General features: G+C 58.7%; 13 protein-coding genes and 1 tRNA gene. 3 read left to right on the forward strand and 11 right to left on the reverse strand.

Translation table 11 applies throughout. The features are described from left to right. Nucleotides 1-36 precede the first annotated feature (36 nt). The 7 genes from pheT to RA167_RS07835 form a co-directional block, all read right to left on the reverse strand. A complete protein-coding gene (gene pheT / locus RA167_RS07805) occupies nt 37-2,505 on the reverse strand; it encodes a phenylalanine--tRNA ligase subunit beta (RefSeq protein WP_076785114.1) in 2,469 nt (822 codons plus the stop codon). 24 nt (nt 2,506-2,529) lie between these two features. Continuing rightward, nucleotides 2,530-3,552 carry a phenylalanine--tRNA ligase subunit alpha gene (gene pheS, locus RA167_RS07810; protein ID WP_076785115.1) on the reverse strand — a complete coding sequence of 341 codons (1,023 nt, stop codon included), beginning with the start codon at nt 3,550-3,552 and terminating at the stop codon, nt 2,530-2,532. 144 nt (nt 3,553-3,696) lie between these two features. Continuing rightward, the gene (gene rplT / locus RA167_RS07815) at nt 3,697-4,056 is read right to left on the reverse strand and encodes a 50S ribosomal protein L20 (RefSeq protein ID WP_013434982.1); all 360 of its coding nucleotides are present in this window, start codon (nt 4,054-4,056) and stop codon (nt 3,697-3,699) included. A gap of 28 nt (nt 4,057-4,084) precedes the next feature. Further along, nucleotides 4,085-4,282 carry a 50S ribosomal protein L35 gene (gene rpmI, locus RA167_RS07820; protein ID WP_076785116.1) on the reverse strand — a complete coding sequence of 66 codons (198 nt, stop codon included), beginning with the start codon at nt 4,280-4,282 and terminating at the stop codon, nt 4,085-4,087. A gap of 202 nt (nt 4,283-4,484) precedes the next feature. Beyond that, nucleotides 4,485-5,009: a translation initiation factor IF-3 gene (gene infC, locus RA167_RS07825; RefSeq protein ID WP_076785117.1), complete on the reverse strand. Its 525-nt coding sequence runs from the start codon at nt 5,007-5,009 to the stop codon at nt 4,485-4,487. Nucleotides 5,010-5,056: 47 nt separating this feature from the next. Continuing rightward, nucleotides 5,057-6,964 carry a threonine--tRNA ligase gene (gene thrS, locus RA167_RS07830; RefSeq protein WP_076787259.1) on the reverse strand — a complete coding sequence of 636 codons (1,908 nt, stop codon included), beginning with the start codon at nt 6,962-6,964 and terminating at the stop codon, nt 5,057-5,059. A 248-nt stretch (nt 6,965-7,212) separates the two neighbouring features. Beyond that, nucleotides 7,213-7,289, reverse strand: a tRNA-Val gene (locus RA167_RS07835). 547 nt (nt 7,290-7,836) lie between these two features. On the opposite strand from RA167_RS07835, the gene RA167_RS07840 reads away from it, so the two are divergent. The 3 genes from RA167_RS07840 to RA167_RS07850 all read left to right on the forward strand — a co-directional run bounded on the left by RA167_RS07840 (nt 7,837) and on the right by RA167_RS07850 (nt 11,635). Continuing rightward, nucleotides 7,837-8,310 carry a hypothetical protein gene (locus tag RA167_RS07840; RefSeq protein WP_175972400.1) on the forward strand — a complete coding sequence of 158 codons (474 nt, stop codon included), beginning with the start codon at nt 7,837-7,839 and terminating at the stop codon, nt 8,308-8,310. A gap of 392 nt (nt 8,311-8,702) precedes the next feature. Then, nucleotides 8,703-10,070, forward strand: coding sequence for a hypothetical protein (locus RA167_RS07845; RefSeq protein ID WP_076785120.1), 1,368 nt, complete (start codon nt 8,703-8,705; stop codon nt 10,068-10,070). A 218-nt stretch (nt 10,071-10,288) separates the two neighbouring features. Beyond that, a complete protein-coding gene (locus RA167_RS07850; protein ID WP_139336970.1) occupies nt 10,289-11,635 on the forward strand; it encodes a hypothetical protein in 1,347 nt (448 codons plus the stop codon). Nucleotides 11,636-11,938: 303 nt separating this feature from the next. Here RA167_RS07850 and RA167_RS07855 read toward each other — a convergent pair whose 3' ends face one another. The 4 genes from RA167_RS07855 to RA167_RS07870 all read right to left on the reverse strand — a co-directional run bounded on the left by RA167_RS07855 (nt 11,939) and on the right by RA167_RS07870 (nt 16,350). Then, nucleotides 11,939-14,164 (reverse strand): RelA/SpoT family protein, encoded by a 2,226-nt coding sequence (locus tag RA167_RS07855; protein WP_076785121.1) that lies wholly within the window; start codon nt 14,162-14,164, stop codon nt 11,939-11,941. A gap of 57 nt (nt 14,165-14,221) precedes the next feature. Continuing rightward, nucleotides 14,222-14,575, reverse strand: a complete 354-nt coding sequence (locus RA167_RS07860) for a RidA family protein (protein WP_076785122.1) — start codon at nt 14,573-14,575, stop codon at nt 14,222-14,224. Nucleotides 14,576-14,623: 48 nt separating this feature from the next. Next, a complete protein-coding gene (locus tag RA167_RS07865; RefSeq protein ID WP_076785123.1) occupies nt 14,624-15,556 on the reverse strand; it encodes an alpha/beta fold hydrolase in 933 nt (310 codons plus the stop codon). 152 nt (nt 15,557-15,708) lie between these two features. Then, nucleotides 15,709-16,350 (reverse strand): CoA transferase subunit B, encoded by a 642-nt coding sequence (locus tag RA167_RS07870; RefSeq protein ID WP_076785124.1) that lies wholly within the window; start codon nt 16,348-16,350, stop codon nt 15,709-15,711. Nucleotides 16,351-16,353: the final 3 nt, after the last annotated feature.

The following is a 16,353-nucleotide window of genomic DNA, read 5'->3' on the forward strand; positions in this document are numbered from 1 at the left end:
ATAGCCTCTGGTTTTTTTGGGCAAATCGGATTTGATTTAGCCGCGCAACCTCGCACCAAAGACTCGAGCCAAGCGTTCCACCAGGGTTTTGACGGCGAGATCAACCGTCTCGTCCTGGAGGGTCCCGCCAGTATCTTGCAAGGTTACCCGGAACGCAAGGCTTTTCTCGTCAGCCGAGAGCCCTCCTGAAACAGCACCAGAACCGGTTTGCTTCGCGTCGAATTTCGGCCGAAATTCGTCAAATAGCATCATTTTTTGCACGAACCGGAGTGCATCGTTGCCGACCCGAGCCTGCGCGAACTCATCGAGTATCGCTTGGACTTCGACATGCTGCGGTACGACCAACGCGATGTCACGGCGCACCGGCGGGAATTTCGAGATCTCAGTCACGCTCGGTAGTGCACGCCCCGCCACCGCATCAGCCTCGACCTCGAACAGTACGGGTGCATGTGGAAGGTCGTATTTTCGCATCCAACGCGGATGTAGCTCGCCGATCCAACCGACAATGCGACCATCGATCTCGATCCGCGCACTGCGCCCCGGGTGCAATGCCGGATGCGAAGCCCGTGTGAAGCGAGGCACCGTCGGTGCAAACAGCGCCTGCACGTCGCCCTTCACATCGAAGAAATCAACATGCCGCGCCGATACCCCCCATTGTTCGTCGACGACCGGACCATAGGCCAGCGCACCGATCATCTTTGGTTGGACAAAACCTTCTACCGTCAATTCACCTTCCTTTACCGTCGGATCCGCGCGAAAGACCCGCCCAGCCTCGAACACGCGCACGCGCTCCGCACGCCGATTTAGGTTATGCTGCAGCACGCCGATCAAGCTGCCGAACAGTGTCGAACGCATCGCCGACAGCTGGCTCGCGATCGGGTTGAGCAGCGCGACAGGCCGCTCGTTACCGGCGAAATCTCGTTCCCACTCGGCATCGACAAAGCTGAAATTGACCGTTTCCGCGTAGTCGCGTGCCGCTAGCGCACGACGCAACGCATGAATTGAGCGCCGCGTCTCGTTCGTCACTCGCATCTCACTCGTCGCGATCGGCGCACGCACCGGGATCTTTTCGAATCCGTGGATGCGAGCGACCTCCTCGATCAAGTCCTCCTCGATCTCGATGTCGAAACGGTAGGTTGGCGGCGTCACAATGAACGTATCGCCGTCCGCCGCACGCTCGAACGACAGATTCAAACGCGTGAAGATACTGGCAATCTCGTTCGCATCGATCGGCACGCCAATGATCCGGTTTGCCCGCGACACGCGCATCGAAACGGGCTTGCGCTGCGGTAGGTTGACGATATGGTCGTCCACCGGACCGGCGTCGCCACCGCAAATCGTCGTGATCAAGTGCGTCAGGTACTCGATGTGCTCAACGGTGGTCGCGTAGTCCACGCCTCGCTCGAAGCGATGCGCAGCATCGGTCGAGAAGTTGTATTGGCGGGCACGTCCACGGATGCTGTCCGGCCACCAAAATGCCGCCTCCAAATAGATATGCCGCGTATCGAGCGTCACCGCGGTACGGTCACCGCCCATGATACCGGCCAGGCTTTCGACACGTCCCTGATCATCCGCGATCACGCCAACCGTTTCGTCCAGTTCGATCGTATTGCCGTTGAGCAGCTTCAGCGTCTCACCGCGCTTGCCCCAGCGCACGTGCAAGCCGCCGCTAATCTTGTCCAGATCGAATAGGTGCGATGGACGTCCGAGCTCGAGCATCACATAGTTTGAAATGTCGACGAGCGCCGAAATGCTGCGCTGGCCCGCTCGCTCAAGCCGCTGAACCATCCATGCAGGCGTGCTGGCCCGCGCATCGACATTGCGGATCACGCGGCCGGAGAACCGTCCGCAAAGCTGCGGCGCCTCGATACACACCGGCAACCGCGCGTCGCAGGTGACCGGCACAGGGTGGTAGGATAGCGCATTGAGCGGCGCACCGGTAATTGCAGCCGTCTCGCGTGCGATACCGAACACCGATAAGCAATCGGCCTTGTTCGGCGTCAGCTTGATCTCGAAAATCATGTCGTCGAGCTGCAGCACGTCGCGGATGTCGCGTCCGATCTGCGTATCGTCCGGCAACACCAACAGTCCGCTGTGGTCGTCCGACAACTTCAGTTCACGAGCCGAACACAGCATGCCCTGGCTTTCAACGCCGCGCAGTTTCGACAGCTTAATCTTGAACGGCGCACCGCCCGCTTCCGCGGGCGGCAGCGTCGCGCCGACCAGCGCGGTCGGCACCTTGATGCCAGGTACCACATTCGGCGCACCGCACACGATCGTCAACGTCTGTCCCGTGCCCACGTCAACCTGACACACGTTCAGCTTATCGGCATTCGGATGCTTGACAACCTCGAGCACCTTGCCGACAACGATCTTCGATGTCGGCGGCGCCACCGGCGCCAACGTCTCGACCTCGAGCCCCGCCATCGTCAGCGCATGCGACAGCGCCTCAGTCGACAATGGCGGATCAACAAAGCTTCTTAACCAGGATTCAGCAAATTGCATGGGGTGTCGATAAGGAAAGTCGGGTCACGCAAACTGGCGCAGGAAACGCAGATCGTTCTCAAAGAACGCGCGCAAGTCGTCCACGCCGTAGCGCAGCATCGTCAGTCGCTCAAGGCCACTGCCAAAGGCAAAGCCAATATAGCGCTGCGGGTCGAGCCCCATGTTGCGTACCACGTTCGGATGCACCTGCCCCGAGCCGGAAATTTCGAGCCAGCGCCCGGCGTTTCTGCCGTGCTCAAATTTCATGTCGATCTCGGCGGACGGTTCGGTAAACGGAAAGTACGATGGACGAAAACGCACGAGGATATCGTTGCGCTCGAAAAACTTCTTCAGAAAGTCTGTGTAGACGCCCTTCAAGTCTGCAAAGCTAATATTCTCGTCGATCCACAGCCCCTCGACCTGGTTAAACATCGGCGAATGCGTCGCGTCGCTGTCGACACGATAGGTGCGCCCAGGGACGATGACCTTGATCGGCGGCTTGTTCATCCGCGCATACCGCACTTGCATCGGACTCGTATGCGTGCGCAGCAACAATGGCCTGCCTTGCGCGTCGTTCGCGTCGAGATAAAACGTGTCCTGCATCGAGCGCGCCGGATGGTTCTCGGGGCTGTTTAACGCGGTAAAGTTGTACCAGTCGGTTTCGATCTCCGGACCGTCGGCCACATCAAAGCCAATCGAATGAAAAATCTGCTCGACGCGCTCCCACGTCTGCATCACCGGATGCAGACTGCCCCCCCCCATGCCGCGCCCGGGCAGCGTCACGTCGATCGCCTCGGCCGCCAGCCGCTGATTCATCAACGCATCGGCGAGTGCCTGTCGACGCGCATTCAATGCCGCCTCGACCTGCTGTTTTGCGACGTTGATGCGAGCACCCTCGCTCTTGCGCACCTCCGGGTCCAGCTTGCCCAAGCCCTTCAGCAATTCGGTTAACGCACCGGCCTTGCCGAGGAAACGCGCCTTTTCGTTTTCGAGCGTCACGGTGTCCGCAGCATCCGCAAAGGCGCGCTGCGCGTCGGCGACGATCTGCTCAAGATCGGAAGATCCCATCATTTCAACGTCTGTCAGTGGATCAAAAAGCTTGCGGCCAACAAAAAAACGGGGGCTCCAGCAAGAGCCCCCGTTCAAGTCTGCGGGTCGGCGTACGGCCCCATGGGCACGGTACGACCGACCCAGCACCGACTGTCCTTGCGCTCAGCGGGCAACGGCGGCTTTCACCTGCGCCACGATGGCGGCAAAAGCGGCCTTGTCGAACACGGCCATGTCGGCAAGTACCTTGCGATCGAGTTCGATCGACGCCTTTTTCAAGCCGTTCATAAACACGCTGTAGGTGATATCGTGTTGCCGCGCCGCTGCATTGATACGCGCAATCCACAGGCGTCGGAACACCCGCTTCTTGTTGCGGCGATCGCGGTATGCGTACTGACCGGCACGCATAACCGCCTGCTTCGCGATCCGGAACACATTATTGCGACGGCCACGATAGCCCTTCGCAAGGTTAATGATCTTCTTGTGACGGGCCCGTGCAGTAACCCCACGTTTGACTCGAGGCATGTTTCTCTCCTATGAGTTCGATTCAGGGTTACGCGAACGGCATCATCGCGCGAACGGAATTGACGTCCGACGCATGGACATCCGTGCTGCCACGCAGGTGACGCTTGTTCTTCGTCGTTTTCTTCGTCAGGATGTGACGCTTGAAGGCCTGACCGCGCTTGACGGTACCGCCCGGACGCACGACAAAGCGCTTAGACGCGCTTTTCTTGGTCTTCATCTTAGGCATTGCTACCACTCCAGTTTTTATGGCCACGGGTGTGCGGCTGAGCACTCCGCCCTTGCGAGACCCGGGGGCCACTTGTCATCGGCGCGCGTTGCAATCGCGTCACGCGCCGTCTTTTCGGAAGACGCCGTACCGGCCGCCTTCGAAACCTACATCGCGCGTTGCATCGCACGCGGCAGCGTGCCGCGCGCGCAACGCACGCCCATCACTTCTTCTTTTTCGGCGCCAGCACCATCACCATCTGGCGGCCTTCCATCTTCGGCATTTGCTCGACCTGACCGTATTCGTCTAGATCTTGGCGCAGACGATCCAGCATCCGCATGCCGATTTCCTGGTGCGCCATCTCGCGCCCACGGAAACGCAACGTGATCTTCGTCCTGTCGCCTTCCTCAAGGAATCGCGTCAGGTTGCGCAGCTTGACGTTGTAATCCCCGTCGTCGGTGCCCGGGCGGAATTTGACTTCCTTCACCTGGATCACCTTCTGCTTGAGCTTCGCCTCGTGCTGCTTCTTGGCTTCCTGATACTTGAACTTGCCATAGTCCATCAGGCGGCACACCGGCGGCTGGGCATGCGGAGCAATCTCGACAAGGTCGACATCGTGCTGCTCCGACAAACGGAACGCCTCGGCCAGCTTCACGATGCCGATGGGTTCTCCATCGACCCCAACTAGACGCACCTCCGGCACGCTAATTTCACCGTTGATGCGATGCGACGACTTATCAGTAGCGATGTTACGTTTCCTTTAAAAATCAAAAAACTAGCCGCGCTGCTGATGGCTCACCCAAACACCCGCACTTCATTGTGCAGGCGGTCGAGGAAGGCTTCGACCGGCATCACGCCCAGATCGACGCCGCCACGGGCGCGCACGGCTACCGTTTGCGCATCACGCTCCTTGTCGCCGACGACTGCCAAATACGGGACTTTTTCGAGCGCGTGTTCCCGTATTTTATAGCTAATCTTTTCGTTACGCAAATCGGCGCTCGTCCTAAACCCTTGTTTTTTCAATGTTTGGGCAACAAGGTTTGCGTAATTGGCAGAACTTTCTGCAATATTCATCACCACAACCTGCGACGGCGCCAGCCACAGCGGCATGGCACCAGCATGGTGCTCGATTAGGATGCCCAGGAAGCGCTCCATCGAACCGACAATCGCCCGGTGCAACATCACCGGCCGGCGGCGGTTATTGTCTTCGGCCACATATTCCGCGCCAAGGCGCTCCGGCAACACGAAGTCCAATTGCAGCGTGCCGCACTGCCACGATCGCCCGAGCGCATCCTTGATGTGGTATTCGACCTTCGGACCATAGAACGCCCCCTCGCCATCGAGCTCCTGCCACGACAGACCACACGCGGCCAGCGCTTCACGCAGACCCTGTTCTGCACGGTCCCACGTATCGTCCGTGCCCGCGCGCTGCTGCGGCCGCAGCGACAGCTTGATGTCGATGTGCTCGAAGCCAAAGTCCTTGTACACGCTCATCGCCAGCGAATTGAACGCGATCGACTCGGCAATCACCTGATCTTCCGTGCAGAAGATGTGCGCGTCGTCCTGCACGAAACCGCGCACCCGCATTAGGCCATGCAGCGCGCCCGAGGCCTCGTTGCGGTGGCAAGAACCGAACTCGGCCAAACGCAGCGGCAGGTCGCGATACGAACGAAGGCCGTGATTGAACAATTGCACATGTCCCGGACAGTTCATCGGCTTGATCGCGTAGTCGCGTTTCTCCGATTCCGTCGTGAACATGTTGTCTCGATAGTTCTGCCAGTGGCCGGAGCGCTCCCACAGCGAGCGATCCATAATCATCGGCGTCTTCACTTCGAGGTAGCCGGCCTCGCCGAGCCGGCGTCTCAGATATTGCTCGACCTGCTGCCACAGCGTCCAGCCCTTCGGGTGCCAAAACACGAGCCCGGGCGCTTCCTCTTGCAAGTGGAACAAGTCTAGTTGCTTGCCCAGCTTGCGATGGTCGCGCTTCTCAGCCTCTTCGAGCATGTGAAGGTACGCGTCCTGGTCTTCTTTGCGCGCCCACGCCGTGCCATAGATCCGCTGCAGTTGCTCGTTGTTCGAATCGCCACGCCAATACGCGCCGGCCAGCTTCATCAGTTTGAACACCTTGAGCTTGCCCGTGGACGGCACATGGGGTCCGCGGCACAGGTCCGTAAAGCCGCCATGCGAATATAGCTTGATCTGCTCGCCTTGCGGAATCGACTCGATGATCTCAGCCTTGTAGCGCTCGCCGATGCGCTTGAAGTACTCGACTGCCTCATCGCGCGACACCACGCGCCGCGACACCGGCTCGTCCTTCTTGGCAAGCTCATGCATGTGCTGCTCGATGTTTTGCAGGTCTTCGGGCGTAAACGCGCGATGATAAGCGAAATCGTAGTAGAACCCGTTGTCCACGACCGGCCCGATCGTCACCTGGGCCTGCGGAAACAGCTCCTTGACCGCATACGCGAGCAAGTGCGCCGTCGAGTGGCGGATGATCTCAAGCCCCTCCGGGTCCTTATCCGTGACGATCGAGACATTGGCGTCGCGCTGGATCACGGCCGACGTGTCCACGAGTTCGCCATCGACCTTGCCACCAAGCGCCGCCTTCGCCAGACCCGGACCGATCGACGCGGCCACTTCGGCCACCGTCACCGGATGATCGTATTGCCGGATAGAGCCATCGGGCAGTCGTACCGAAATCATTGCGTTCTCTCCTGGCGCCGTGCCATGTACGGTTAAGTCGGGGGCCGGAAACAAGGCCAAAAAAAATGCGGCCCTATCGAGGCCGCATTTCAAATTCAACACAAAACAAAGGTCGAAACAGATCCTCGACTAGCGCCGCCCCGAAAAAGTCCCGGTCAACGTTCGCGATGTCATCACCATTTCGCCCGATGGCCGCCGATGAGCGGCCTTTTGTCTTGCATTGGATCCCACTAAGAATCCATATTCGTTGGTAGGCTCGATTGGACTCGAACCAACGACCCCCACCATGTCAAGGTGGTGCTCTAACCAGCTGAGCTACGAGCCTGAAGAAACCGTGATTATAGGGAAGTTTTCATCTGTTGCCAAGTGGTTTCTGCAGGGGTGTGTCGCGAGCACATGAATTGTCCGGGTTTGTAGCACGTCATGTGTCCGGTTTTTGGGTGTTGTATGGAACCACCCGTGAGCCGGGCGCGTTGGTTACAGGAAACCCAGAGGATGAGATTTGAAGAGGTCTACAGCGACTGGCAGGACAAGCGGCTCACGCAGGCCGAGGCGGCGCGGCTATTGGGCGTTTACGAGCGCACATTTCGGCGGCAGATTGGACGCTATGAGGCCGACGCTCTGCAAGGGCTGCTCGACAAGCGGCTGGATCAGTTCTCGCACAAGCGAGCGCTGGTGGACGAAGTGGTCAAACTCGTGCAGCTGTACCGGCGCGACTACACTGGCTGGAACGTGCGGCACTTTCACAGCGGGTACCGAGGCGAGCACAGTGGCATGCGCAGCTACACATGGGTGAAGAACCAACTCCAACAAGCGGGCGAGGTCAAACGCGCCAAGGCCCGTGGCAAGACGATCGCGCGCCACTGCGCGGGATGCTCGCCAGTACTCGTAAATGGGTGCCAGGGAACGAGTGGGACTGGGTGGTCACGATGGACGATGCGACTGGCGAGCATCTGTCGATGTTCTTCTGCAACGAGGAAAGCACGGCCTCCAGCTTCCACGGCGTGGGGCAGACGATTGCCCGCCATGGCCTATTTTGCGCGCTTTATACCGACCGCAGCAGCCACTATTTCCATATGTCTAAAGCCGGCGAAAAGGTCGATGCGAACACAGTGACGCAGTTCGGCCGAGCGCTGGCACAACTGGGTATCGAGTACATTGAAGCACATTGCGGCCTATTGGCCGCAAGCTCATGGGCGTTCAGAGCAGGCCTTCGGTACGCAACAGCAGCGCTTACCTCGCGAATTGGCCAAGGCCAGCATCACCGACATGCAGCAAGCCAGCGCCTATCTGGCACCGCTCTACATGCCACGTCACAACGCCGAGTTCGCCGTGCCGACCGCTGAGCCAGGCAGCGTCTTCGTGTCCTACCGGCAACAGCTTAGCGGACATTTTGTGCGAACGCCACGAGCGCGTCGTGGGCAACGACAACTACGTGACGTTCGGGCAGCTCAAATTGCAGAGCCCGGCCGAGCGCACACGGGCTCATTACGTCAAGCGGCGAGTGCGGGTGCCTCGCTAAGTGAATCGATTGCGCTATATCGACGCAAAACGCACTGTCTGATTGGTTACAAAATTTGCCGCAGGTCACTCGGCACTTTCGGCAATACTTCGCCCACGCAAATCGAAGTTGCTTACGATAAGCAACTTGCTGGGGCTGCCATCGAGGAGAGACCCAAGCAAAACAGTTTTCGAATTTTCGGAACAATTCGCAATACCACATTTGGGGTACTGACTCATGGAATTCGATCCAAACTTTGCATTCAGCAACACTCACGTAGCGCTATACGCTATAGAGAATCAAGCCAGCCGTCCTGCGGCAGCTACGCCGCCCCGCTCGCCGTGTCTACTCGCACCGGCGCGCGCCAGCGTGCAGCACCTCCCGGTGGCAGGTCTTTCAACCCGCGGTGCGATGAATAGTCTAGTGGCAAGCCGCTCGACGACTTACCGCGAACTGCCGCCAGAAATCCTTCAACAAGTGGCGAGCTACACGCCATTTGACGACGTTGGCAGCTTATCAGGTGTGGATAAGGGTACCTACCAAGCGCTGCAGGAATGGCGGCTCAGCTGGCTTTGTCGTCAACGCGCCGAGAATGCCGCGGCGCTGGATCTCCCGTCGGTGCAACAGTTGCTCACCAAACTTGAAGATATTCGCGCCAAACCAATGCTGCGTATTCAGCCTCTTCAGGCACTGTGGCGTCGAGTAATGAAAGATTTGCCCGACACGCAACATCCAGCGGCATTTCAACAAATTTTTGAGGCAGCGGGCCGTGTGCCAAAACACGGTCTGCAGTTACAAAAAGACATGATTGTGTCTATATGCGATTTTCCGTATTGGCAGCGACCCAATTTGTACCAAATTGCATATGCAGACGCCGAACGACGGAGTCTTGAACAGGGTAGCACCTGGGCTACCCTCTTATCGCTGCGAAGGTACTGTTCATTTTCTCCCAAGCCATTAAGCGATTTTTTGGCCCGACTCTCCACGCTAAACGTGGAAGATCAGTTTGATTTGCTCATGGAACTAGCTGGACAGATAAGCGACTTTCGCTCCCGCAAAACGATCGTTGAATTCTACGAAGCATTGTTCCAAGGGGTGCAGCGCCTACCTGAGTCTTACCGTGGTGCGCCGATCGGCGCATTGGCCCAAAAAATGCGATCGTTACCGAAGGCACAAAGACCCGTACACTACGCCAATCTATCGCGCTTAACGTTGTCACTGCCCGATCATCAATTAGGTAGCGCGCTAGAGTATTTGCCATCCGCATTGGCAACGCTGCCACTGGCTCAGCATACGCACGAGCTTTCACTGCTGGAGCCCGTTATTCAGCGTGTGCTGCCCGAGCAGCGTGTACAGGCGGCGTTTGGACTACTCTACGGCACCCCGCATCTGAAACAGGGATGGCAGCGTGCACTGCACCTGCTTGATAACGGCAGCGAAGCGGACATACTCCATATGTTCTCCAAATTAGAAAGCTTGTCTATGCGAGTACAGCTGCCTGAGCAGCAATGGGAAGAAGTCAAAACCGAGGTTAGGGCCTTCGTTGAGCGCAACCGGTTCAGCCAGGAGACCCGCGCCGCGCTCCTCGCCTATATTGCAGGATAATTGGGCGACTAAGACGTGTATCAAGCCTTGCGGTAGCATGGTACTCGAAGTCTGCGCACCCAATCACCGGCTCTGGTCAATATTGTGCTTCGTTTTACGGCAGCTGTATTCGCGTCAAGAGCACCAAGTCCGGCAGATTGTATAGGCTTGTCTGTAGATACGTGGCGCTACGTTGTAGCGCCACCGCCCCATCTACCCTATTATGCGGAAGATAAGTCATGTCATCGCCTAGACTGCAAGGTCATTTTCAAATTGATGACGGATTGTGCTCGACACCGGCACAACCGCATGAAATACGGCCGGATACCGCATCGCACTGCGCCGCGCCGCGCCGCGCCTCGACTATAGCCTCGCCGTCACTGACGGAGCTTCGTGCATCCCGAGCACCCTCCCGCCCGGCCAGAATTGCTGACAATGAGCTTGCAGTTGCAGCTTATATAGTCGGGCGAAACAGAATAAATGGAACACCTGCAGCTGACGAGCAGGTCCAAAAACTCAGAATAGGTCAGACTATTATTGATAAGACACGTCAGCGTCTCGCATTTGGCCGAGGCAATATACATGAAGATTATGACAGCAAGGGTTTTGATCCTTATGTGCGCACCCAGGTTTCGCGTACAATGGCAAATATAATGGGATCAGTTTTAGTTGACGCACTAATACATAATAAGTTTCCCACAGACGATAAAACCCATTATCTTAATTGCATTCCTGCCGATTTTTCATCTCGGCTACAAACTAGCTTGTTGACAGATGAAAATCAATATTTAGCCAACCATATAAAACAGATATGCTCGTTGGCGGTTTCTCGCTTTGTTGGAGCCGGTAATTGTGGTGAGCATGCACAAGAGGCGGCGGCGATCGGCGGAAAAGACGCTTTTATCTTAAACAGCAAAATAAATCAAACTGCACTTCTTGTAGAAGCCCCGCCAGAAAAATTAGATCATGCATGGTCTGAAATACGTACCCGCCCTCAACCCAGAGATGGTTTGGCATTTCTCCCAGAAAACAATGTCTTTTCTCCCCAAAACGATGACGTTATAGTAGACGCATGGGTGAATGGCCCGCCAGTGTTTAGAGAGGACTCACGGTACGCATCGGCTAAGCCAGAGGAGTTTAAGTTAAGCTACATTCCACCGATAGTGGATCAACTTGCGTGGGAAGTAGAAATGGCAATGAATAACAGCGAAAGTATAAAACTGGATTTTTACACGTTATATTTTCAGCACCAGCAGCAGCTTCCAAATCCTTCTCAATTCTATGGAGAACCTCCTTCGATCAACGATGAATATGAAGATAGCTACGTTAATAAGGTAGACAATAGCCCTCGTATCACGGGGCATGCTCCACTCGAGGAGTTGCAACTTGAGGTTGCCGCTGTACAAGTCAATCGTGCTTTCGGCTTACCGTTGAGCGCAGCAATGAAAAAGGAGAATGTTACGCGTATTACGAGAAAATTTGATGAGCTACTAGAGTCGATTGGGCCAGAATCCGACGATGATTCTGACAATGGCTCTGCCGACGGAACTCGTCCACGCGCATTCGAGCCAATGCAGCGAGATTAATTGTGTGAGCTGCTTCGGGATAACCTGCCTGATTTTTTGGATCATTTCATTCTTGAAGAACGGCCTCGATTAATTCGGTTGGTCTCTCGCTACATAGGATCTATTGAGCCGCTATGATGCGAGCGGTGTGCTCATCAGTATCTCAGTTCAATGGGCCACCTGATCGTCCGCCAGACGGCCGTCCGGCAGCGCAGATCGGCTTCGGGCTACGTCCTACGCCGCGTCGCTCCGCCTATTCGATGCGATGGCTTGGACCGACACGATCCCTACGCCGACGCGGCGAGCCATCCCCTTCGTCTGCGTTCATTGACGCCGCTTTGCCCGGACCACGCCTTGCACGTCACCGAGCAGCGTGGCGGCACGCTGCACCTGCGCGCTGTTGGACACTTCCACAGTGAATTGCATATACGCAACGTTGCGGTGCGTCTGGGTCTTCACGCCAACTAGATTAATCTTCTCGCGTGCGAATACCTCGGTGATGTCGCGCAACAACCCCTGGCGATCGACGGCTTCGACCGCCAAGTCGATTGGGTAGACGCTTTGGCCGCGGCCGCTGAGCACGTCGTTGGACCAAGCCGTATGCAACACACGCTCCGGCACGCGCGCGGCCATGCGCAAAAAACTGGCGCAATCACTGCGATGGATTGATACCCCTTTGCCGCGCGTCACAAAGCCGGCGATCTCGTCGGGAGGCGCCGGCCGGCAACATTTCGCCAGTTGCGTGAGCAACGCGTCGACGCCCACGACCAGCACGCCGGTCGATGCCCCGGACGCAACACTGGCGCCGCTGCTGCGCCACTTAAAGTTCGCGGGCTCTAGCCCAGACGGCTCCGCGGCGGGCGCATCGCGAAGCGCCTGCTCAACCGAGCGTAGGCTAAGTTCGTCTTTGCCAACCTGTAGGAACAGCTCGTCCGTCGTCTTGAAGCCGAGCTTCGCAGCAAGCTCCTCGAGATTGACCGACGTGCGCCCCTCGCGTTGCAGCGTCTTTTCGACAGCGGCCCGGCCCGATGCGACGGTCTCCTGCAACTCGATTGCGTTGAACCACGCCCGCACCTTTTGCTTGGCGCGTGCGCTATGCAGATAGCCCAGTTGGGGATTGAGCCAGTCACGCGACGGCCCCCCCTGCTTAACCGCGACGATCTCGACCGTCTGCCCGTTCCGCAGCGGCGTGTTCAACGGCACCATCGCCCCGTCCACGCGAGCACCCCGGCATCGATGCCCGAGTTCGCTGTGCACGTAATAGGCAAAATCGACCGGCGTCGCCCCCTGCGGCAGCGCCACCACACGCGCCTGAGGCGTCAGCACGTAGATATGGTCGTCTAGCGGCGTCTGTCGCAGTTGCTCCCACGGTTGCGACGACGAGTCGCTGCCCGACACTTCATCCTTCCACGCAAGCAGCTGCCGCAGCCACGCGATCTTCTCGTCGTACTTGTCGCTGGCGGCAAACTGGCCGTCGTATCCGCGGGTTCCCGCCTCTTTGTAGCGCCAATGCGCGGCAATGCCATATTCGGCAAAATGATGCATGTCGTGCGTGCGGATCTGCACTTCAAATGCCCGGCCGTCATCGCCGATCACCACCGTATGCAACGACTTGTAGCCATTGGGCTTCGGCCGGGATATATAGTCATCGAACTCGCGAGGCACCGGCTGCCAGATGTTGTGCACGATACCAAGCACTGTATAACAGTCCTTGACGTCCGGCACGATCACGCGGAACGCGCGTACATCGTTGAGCTCGGAGAACTCGAGTTTTTTGCCGCGCATCTTGCGCCAGATGCTGTAAATGTGCTTAGGACGTCCGCTCACGTCCGCCTCGATGTTCGCCGCCGCGAGTTCACGCTTCAGGCGCGCGATCGCATCGCGCACGTACGATTCACGCTCGACCCGCCGCTCGTCGAGCAACTTCGCGATACGCTTGTAGGTCGCCGGCTCCTCGAAACGGAACGCGAGGTCCTCCAGCTCCCATTTCAGTTGCCAGATGCCGAGGCGGTTCGCAAGCGGCGCATAGATCTCCAGCGTCTCGCGCGGCAACCCTGCCGGCGGCGTCAGCTTGTGCGCCGCATAAAAGCGCAGCGTCTGCAGCCGCGACGCGAGCCGGATTAGCACAACGCGGATATCCTGCGCAAACGCCACCAGCATCTTGCGCAGTGCCTCAACCTGCGCGCGACGATGCGCCTGCGCGTCGCGGCCCATGTCGCTATCGGGTCTCGTCGCCTGCATGCCAATCACGCTGAGCCGCAGCAGCTTGCGCACATCCGTGACCAGTTGCAGTACGTCTTCGCCGAAACGCTCGCGCAGCAAACGTTCCGGTTCGCTCAGGTAGGGAATCACCGGGAAGAGTGCCGCCGCCACGGATGACGGAAGATCGACGTTCAGCGTATTGACGATCTGCGCGGTGCCCTGCGCGTGATCCACGAGCATCTCGCCCGACCCAAGGCGCACCCCACTGGCGTGCTCCTGCACAAAAGCAAGCGCGTCGTCAAGCGTCGCTGTCGGCGACTGGGCGCGGGTTTCGGATTCGGGACTCATCTGTCAAGCCAGTACGACGCCGGCGGCTACCGCACAGCGCGATAACACGGGAAACGCTCAGCTTCGCTGCGCGGCAAACACCACGACTTCGACCAGGCATTCCGAATTGGCGAGCTTGGCCTGCACAGTGGCGCGCGGCGGTGTATTGCCACTGGGCACCCATTCATCCCACACGTCATTCATTGCAGCGAAATTCGCCATGTCGGAGAGATAGATCTGCGTCGACAAAATCAGCGACTTGTCGCTGCCGGCCTGCGCGAGCAGCCGGTCGACGTGGCCAAGCACCTCGCGCATCTGTCCGGTAATGTCTTGCTTCGTATCCTCGGCGATCTGACCAGCCAGGTAGACGGTGCCATTGTGCACGGCAATTTCGGATAAACGGGGACCGACATGAAAACGTTGCACTGCCATAGTCAATATCCTGTGAAGTCGATGAAATCAGGCGCGCCATCGCGCGGCTCATTGCAGCGTCGGCGCCGGCCGATGCGCGAGCGCCGGCTCGCCGCCGCAAAAGAATGCTTCGGCGATCGCGATCTGCTCATCGTGCACGAACGTGGGTGCATGGCCAACGCCGGCAATCTCGGCGGCCGACACTTGGCGGCCACGCTGCTGCATTGTCTCGACGGTCTCGCGCGACAACAGGTCGGACTGCTCGCCCCGCACCACCAGCGTAGGCCCTGAAATCGCCTCAAAGGCGCGCCACAGCAACGTTTGGCCGCTACTCGCGAGTTCCGCCTTGCTGGCCTCGAACGGCACCGCGATGCGCGGGTCATAGTGCAGCACCCACGAGCCGGCATGATGCCGCAGTAACGGCCGGTTCAACACACGCCACTCGTCTGGCGTATGCGGACCGAACCCCGGCAAGATCGAGGCCAGATAATCGTACGCCTGCTGCTCGGTGTCGAACTTCGGCGCGTTGCCGACGTACTCGCCAATCCGGTGCAACGCCTCCGGCTCCAGCGTCGGCCCGACGTCGTTGAGCAGCAGCTTGCGCACCGGACTGTTCGGCAGCCCGGCCAGCACCATACCGATCATGCCGCCCATCGACGTGCCGAACCAATCCACGGTCTCGACATTCAGCCGAGCAATCAGCGTCACCATATCCGACACGTACTGCGACAGTGCGTACTGCTGCGCATTGTCGAGCCAGTCGGATAACCCACGACCAGCGACATCGGGGCACACGACGCGAAAACGGTCCGCGAGGCGGCTGGCCAGCACATCGAAATCCCTGCCGGTACGGGTCAGGCCATGCACGCAAACCAGCACGCGCGGATTGGACGGGTCGCCCCATTCGGTGTAGGCGATCCGGTGCAGACCGGTGGGACTGATACAGCGCACGAAGCCCTGACGCGGCGTATGCGGGTCGGGCAAAGCAGACGGAGCCGACATCGACGTATCCTGAAACGTAACAGTTCAATTTTAGCGTGCTTTGTGCACGCAGAGCCTGCCGGCTCCGTGCATAATGGCCGATCGGCCGACGCCCACGCGGCCGCGATCCACCGCGGTACGGCGGCGCAGGCGCGCCGCGGCTGTCGTCCAGACTATGTGAGCATGCTCACGTCGAGCGGCGCACCGGTCTTGCGCTGGATTTCCTCGATGCTTACGCCAGGCGCGATCTCGACCAGTTTCAGGCCGGCGTCGGTCACGTCGATCACGCCCAGGTCGGTGACGATGCGGTCCACAACACCGACGCCGGTCAATGGCAGCGTGCATTGTTCGAGGATCTTGTGCTGGTCGCCCTTAGCCACGTGCTCCATTAGCACGACCACCCGCTTGACGCCGGCCACCAGGTCCATCGCGCCGCCCATGCCCTTGATCATCTTGCCGGGGATCATCCAATTGGCGAGGTCGCCGCCCTTGCTGACCTGCATCGCGCCCAGGATCGCCAGGTTGATGTGCCCGCCGCGAATCATCGCAAACGAGTCGGCAGACGAAAAGATCGAAGAGCCGGGCAATGTCGTCACCGTCTGCTTGCCGGCGTTGATCAGATCCGCATCGACTTCGTCCTCGGTCGGCGACGGACCGATGCCAAGCAATCCATTCTCGGATTGGAGCCACACTTCGATGCCGTCCGGTACATGGTTGGCAACCAGCGTCGGCAGCCCGATCCCCAGGTTCACATAGAAGCCGTCTTGCAGTTCCTGCGCAGCGCGCGCCGCCATTTCATCTCGATTCCAGGCCATTTC

This window comes from Mycetohabitans endofungorum (genome assembly GCF_037477895.1).
Taxonomy (GTDB): Bacteria; Pseudomonadota; Gammaproteobacteria; order Burkholderiales; family Burkholderiaceae; genus Mycetohabitans.